Here is a 4,621-nt window from a genome sequence, read left to right on the forward strand (position 1 = left end):
GCTTCGACGGTCTTTCGGCCCGCGTCGCCGCGAGGGCGCGCCTCCCACGAGGAGCCAGCGTACGCTGGCTGCCTTTAGGAGAGGCCCGCCCCCGGGGCGATGTTTTTATAGCAAGCAAAATACGCCTCTACGGACGAGACACTCAGGCAGGTTTCAGGCTTCGACGGCCTTTCGGCCCGCGTCGCCGCGAGGGCGCGCCTCCCACGAGGAGCCGGTGCATGCTCGCTGCCTTTGGGGGAGGCCCGCCCCCGGGGCGATGTTTTTATAGCAAGCAAAATACGCCTCTACAGACGAGACACTCAGGCAGTGTTTAAGGCTTCGACGGCCTTTCGGCCCGCGTCGCCGCGAGGGCGCGCCTCCCACGAGGAGCCGGTGCATGCTCGCTGCCTTTGGGGGAGGCCCGCCCCCGGGGCGATGCTGTTCGAGCGCAGGCCTGGTGGCGTCTGCAGCCAGCCGTTGTCCAGCACCAGTGGCTCACCCTTTTCCTGCACACCGCGCTGCCAGTTGGCGATATCGCGGGCGATGCGTCGTTCGATGTCCTGATCGCTCATGACTCGCGCCCCTTCTACTTGCCCGATCATGAAAACCCAGCTGGGGCAATGTTGTCTGCGGCCGGCCGACGCCAGGTCATTGGCACGTCGGTTGCGTTGCGTCTGTATGATTGCGGCCCGCGATGCGAACTTTTTATCGCGGCGTTCATTCTTTTGCACAGCACCAATGCTACCAATCCGAGGAGCCACCCCTTGCCCAGTCTCAACCTGCAGATTCTCATCGCGGCCTGCCTGGGCGTCGCCATTGGCTGGCTGACCGGCACGCTGCCGACCGACGCGCCCTTGCGCGAGGGCGTGCTCTACGCCAGCACCCTGGCCGGCAGCATATTCATCGGCCTGCTGAAGATGGTGCTGATTCCGCTGATATTCACTTCCATCGTGGTCGGCGTGGCCAACCTGCAGGCGCACCATCAGGTTCATCGGGTGTGGGGCGGCGCGCTGGTCTACTTCACCCTCACCACCAGTGCGGCGATGCTGGTGGCGCTGGTCGCGGCGAACATCTTCAAGCCGGGCGCGGGGCTGTCGCTGGATCTGTTCGCCGAGGCGATGAACGACTTCGAGGCGCGCCAGCTGACACTGCCGGAGTTTTTCCTGCACTTCTTCGCCAACCTGTTCCAGAACCCCTTCGCCGCACTGGCCGACGGCAGCATCCTCGCCGTAGTGGTATTCGCCATGTTCATCGGCATCGCCCTGGTGGCAGGCGGCGAGCGCTACCGCAACATTCTGGCGGTACTTCAGGAATTCCTCGAACTGATGATGCGCATCATCAACTGGATCATGCGCCTGGCACCGCTGGGCATCCTCGCCCTGCTGATCAAGCTGATCGCCGAGCAGGACGTGGCGCTGCTCAGCGCGGTGGGCGGCTTCATCGTGCTGGTCTTCGCCACCACGCTGTTCCACGGCATCGTGGTGCTGCCCGGCATTCTCTTCCTGACGACCGGAAAATCGCCGCTGTGGTTCTTCCGCGGCTCCCGCCAGGCGCTGATCACGGCGTTTGCCACCAGCTCCAGCGCCGCGACCCTGCCGATCTCCATGCGCTGTGCCGAGGACAATCTCAAGGTGCGTCCGGGCATCGCCGGCTTCGTGCTGCCGCTGGGCGCGACCATGAACATGGACGGCACCGCGCTCTACGAAGCGGCGGCAGCGCTGTTCGTCGCCAACCTGATGGGTATCGAGTTGAGCCTGGCGCAGCAGGCTGTGGTGTTTTTCACCGCGATGATCGCCTCCACCGGCGCGCCGGGGATTCCCAGCGCCGGCATGGTGACCATGGTGATGGTGTTGCAGGCGGTCGGCTTGCCGGCCGAAGCGGTAGCTATCCTGCTGCCGATCGATCGCTTGCTGGATACCGTGCGCACGGCGGTCAACGTCGAGGGCGACATCATCGGCAGCGTGGTGGTGCAGCGTTTCGCCGACCGCGACTAGCAGGTTGCCGAAGAAGAACCCCGCGCAATATCAGGTCGACGACTCCTTGCGGGTCTTGGCGATCAGCTCCGGGTCGATACCCCAGCATTCGTCCAGGTACCAGTCCTCGCCGAACATTTCCGAGGGATGCTGGGTTCGCCCCGCGCCGTTGCCACAGGCCAGCGACGTTGCCGGACAATAGCGGTCACAGCCCCAGCAGACACGCTCGGGATGCGGAGGATCGAGAGGGAATTTCTTGGCCATTGCGAGTGCCTTTCGGGCGTTGTTGCAGTGGCCACAGGCTAAGCCTCCTCGCCGCAGCCAGACTTGATCATGCTCAAGAACGACCGGCATCGGCGCACAACACCTGTATGCACATACAGATAAAGATTGCCTGAAGCGCCTTTTGTGCACATGCTTCGCGCCATCGACCGCTGCCGTCACACCTCCATGCAACTTTATCTCTGCGAAAAGCCTTCCCAGGCCCGCGACATCGCCAAGGTGCTCGGCGCCAACCGGCGTGGCGACGGCTGCCTGCAGGGCGCCGGGGTGACGGTGACCTGGTGCATCGGCCATCTGCTGGAAACCGCTCCGCCGGATGCCTATGACCGGCGCTACAAGCGCTGGGTGCTGGCGGACCTGCCAATCGTGCCGGAGCGCTGGAAGATGCTGGTCAAGCCGAAGACCGCCAGCCAGTTCAAGGCGGTCAAGCGCCTGCTCGGCGAATGCAGCGAACTGGTGATCGCCACCGACGCCGACCGCGAAGGCGAGATGATCGCCCGTGAACTGGTCGAGCATTGCCGCTACCGTGGGCCGATCCGCCGACTCTGGCTGTCGGCACTGGATGACGCCTCGATCCGCAAGGCGCTGGCCGCGCTCAAGCCCGGCGCCGAGACCTTCAATCTCTACCATGCCGCCCTCGGCCGCTCGCGTGCGGACTGGCTGATCGGCATGAACATGAGCCGGCTGTTCACCCTGCTCGGCCGCCAGTCCGGCTATCAGGGCGTGCTGCCGGTGGGCCGCGTGCAGACGCCGACGCTGCGTCTGGTGGTGGACCGCGACCGCAGCATCGCCGACTTCGTCCCGGTGCCGTTCTGGGCCATCGATGTGCAGCTGCTCGCCGATGGCACCGCGTTCACCGCGCAATGGCAGGCGCCGGACGACCATTGCGATGACCAGGGCCGCTGCCTCGATCAGGCCCGTGCGCAGCAGGCGGCGGACGCCATGCGCAACGCCTCCAGCGCTCGCTTGGTGAAGCTCAAGACCGAGCGTCAGCGTGAAGCGGCACCACTGCCCTTCGATCTCGGCACGCTGCAGGAAGTCTGCTCGAAGAAGCTCGGTCTCGGTGCCCAGGAAACCCTCGATATTGCCCAAGCGCTGTACGAAACCCACAAGCTGATCACCTACCCGCGCAGCGATTGCGGCTACCTGCCGCTGAGCCAGCACGGCGAAGCGCGGGCCATCGTCGCGGCGCTGACTCAAACCGACCCGACGCTCGCGGCGCTTGAGCCGCATCTGGACCTGTCGCGCCGCTCGCGGGCTTGGAACGATGCCAAGGTCGGCGCCCACCACGGCATCATCCCCACCGCCGCCGCACGCGGTCTGGAGCGGCTGGCGGGCCGGCAGCGCGCGGTCTACACGCTGATCCGCGCGCGCTATCTGGCGCAGTTCCTGCCCACCCACGAATACGACCGCACGCAGGCCGACTTCGACTGCGCCGGCCAGGCATTGCGCGCCGTGGGCAAGCGCGTCGTCGAGCCCGGCTGGAAACGCGCCATGCCCGAAGCGCTGGTGCCGGCACGGGGCAATCGCGAAGCAGCTGCACCGCAAAGCCTGCCAGCCCTGCAACAGGGCAAGGATTACGCGGTGGGCGAGATCACGCTCAAGGACCAGCAGACCCAGCCGCCGAAACCCTTCACCGAAGGCGATCTGATCAAGGCCATGAAGAACGTCGCCAAGCTGGTGGACGACCCGCGGCTGAAGCAGAAGCTCAAGGACACCACCGGCATCGGCACCGAGGCGACCCGCGCCGGGATCATCCAGGGTCTGCTCGACCGCGGCTATCTGGTTCGCCAGGGCAAGGCGCTGGCGGCGACAGCGGCGGCGTTCAGCCTGATCGACGCCGTGCCACGGCCGATCGCCGACCCAGGCACCACGGCGATCTGGGAGCAGGCGCTGGAAATGGTGCAGAGCGGCGAGATGCCGCTGGAAGAATTCGTCGCCAAGCAATCGGCGTGGATGAGCAAGCTGGTCGAGCGCTGCGCCGGGCTGCGCATGACCATCAGCGGCCCACCTGTGGCCGCTGGGCGAGCGGGAAAACCGTGGAAGAAGAAACGCGCCGCCGCCAAGCGCAATACGACCGGCTCACGTACGAGAAAGCCACGCGCTGCGGAGTGATGAATGGGCGGCGCCTGCACAAGCGCAGAACCCTCCGGCCTTCGCTCAAAAGCATCGCCCCGAGGGCGGGCCTCCCACGAACCTCAGCCACCCGCACCACCCGAGGGAGCCGCGCCCCCGCGGCGATGCAGACCACAAGCCAGCGAAAACCAGCCGTCCAGGAATCGCCTTCCCACAAACCTCAGCCACCCGCACCACCCGTGGGAGCCGCGCCCCCACGGCGATGCAGACCACCAGCCAGCCAAGACCAGCCGTCCAGGAACCGCCTTCTC

The 4,621-nt window shown here is 66.0% G+C and carries 4 protein-coding genes; 2 read left to right on the top strand and 2 right to left on the bottom strand.

Annotated elements, in window-relative coordinates; all coding sequences use genetic code 11:
* Positions 1-299: 299 nt before the first annotated feature.
* Positions 300-551 carry a hypothetical protein gene (locus B597_RS26825; RefSeq protein WP_024161660.1) on the bottom strand — a complete coding sequence of 84 codons (252 nt, stop codon included), beginning with the start codon at positions 549-551 and terminating at the stop codon, positions 300-302.
* A 192-nt stretch (positions 552-743) separates the two neighbouring features.
* Between B597_RS26825 and B597_RS26830 the strand changes: the two genes are divergently transcribed.
* Positions 744-1,973 carry a dicarboxylate/amino acid:cation symporter gene (locus B597_RS26830; RefSeq protein WP_003292983.1) on the top strand — a complete coding sequence of 410 codons (1,230 nt, stop codon included), beginning with the start codon at positions 744-746 and terminating at the stop codon, positions 1,971-1,973.
* Between the two features lie 30 nt (positions 1,974-2,003).
* Here B597_RS26830 and B597_RS26835 read toward each other — a convergent pair whose 3' ends face one another.
* The gene (locus B597_RS26835) at positions 2,004-2,216 is read right to left on the bottom strand and encodes a DUF3079 domain-containing protein (RefSeq protein ID WP_024161661.1); all 213 of its coding nucleotides are present in this window, start codon (positions 2,214-2,216) and stop codon (positions 2,004-2,006) included.
* Between the two features lie 186 nt (positions 2,217-2,402).
* Between B597_RS26835 and B597_RS26840 the strand changes: the two genes are divergently transcribed.
* Complete coding sequence (locus tag B597_RS26840; protein WP_031323200.1) at positions 2,403-4,349, top strand: DNA topoisomerase III; 1,947 nt, start codon at positions 2,403-2,405, stop codon at positions 4,347-4,349.
* Positions 4,350-4,621: the final 272 nt, after the last annotated feature.

The sequence above is a fragment of the Stutzerimonas stutzeri KOS6 genome, assembly GCF_000307775.2.
Taxonomy (GTDB): Bacteria; Pseudomonadota; Gammaproteobacteria; order Pseudomonadales; family Pseudomonadaceae; genus Stutzerimonas; species Stutzerimonas stutzeri_B.

What these genes read in the sequence shown, in the direction of transcription:
- B597_RS26835 (WP_024161661.1), bottom strand. Translation starts at nt 2,216, where the DNA reads ATGGCCAAGAAATTCCCTCTCGATCCTCCGCATCCCGAGCGTGTCTGC.
- B597_RS26840 (WP_031323200.1), top strand. Translation starts at nt 2,403, where the DNA reads ATGCAACTTTATCTCTGCGAAAAGCCTTCCCAGGCCCGCGACATCGCC.
- B597_RS26825 (WP_024161660.1), bottom strand. Translation starts at nt 551, where the DNA reads ATGAGCGATCAGGACATCGAACGACGCATCGCCCGCGATATCGCCAAC.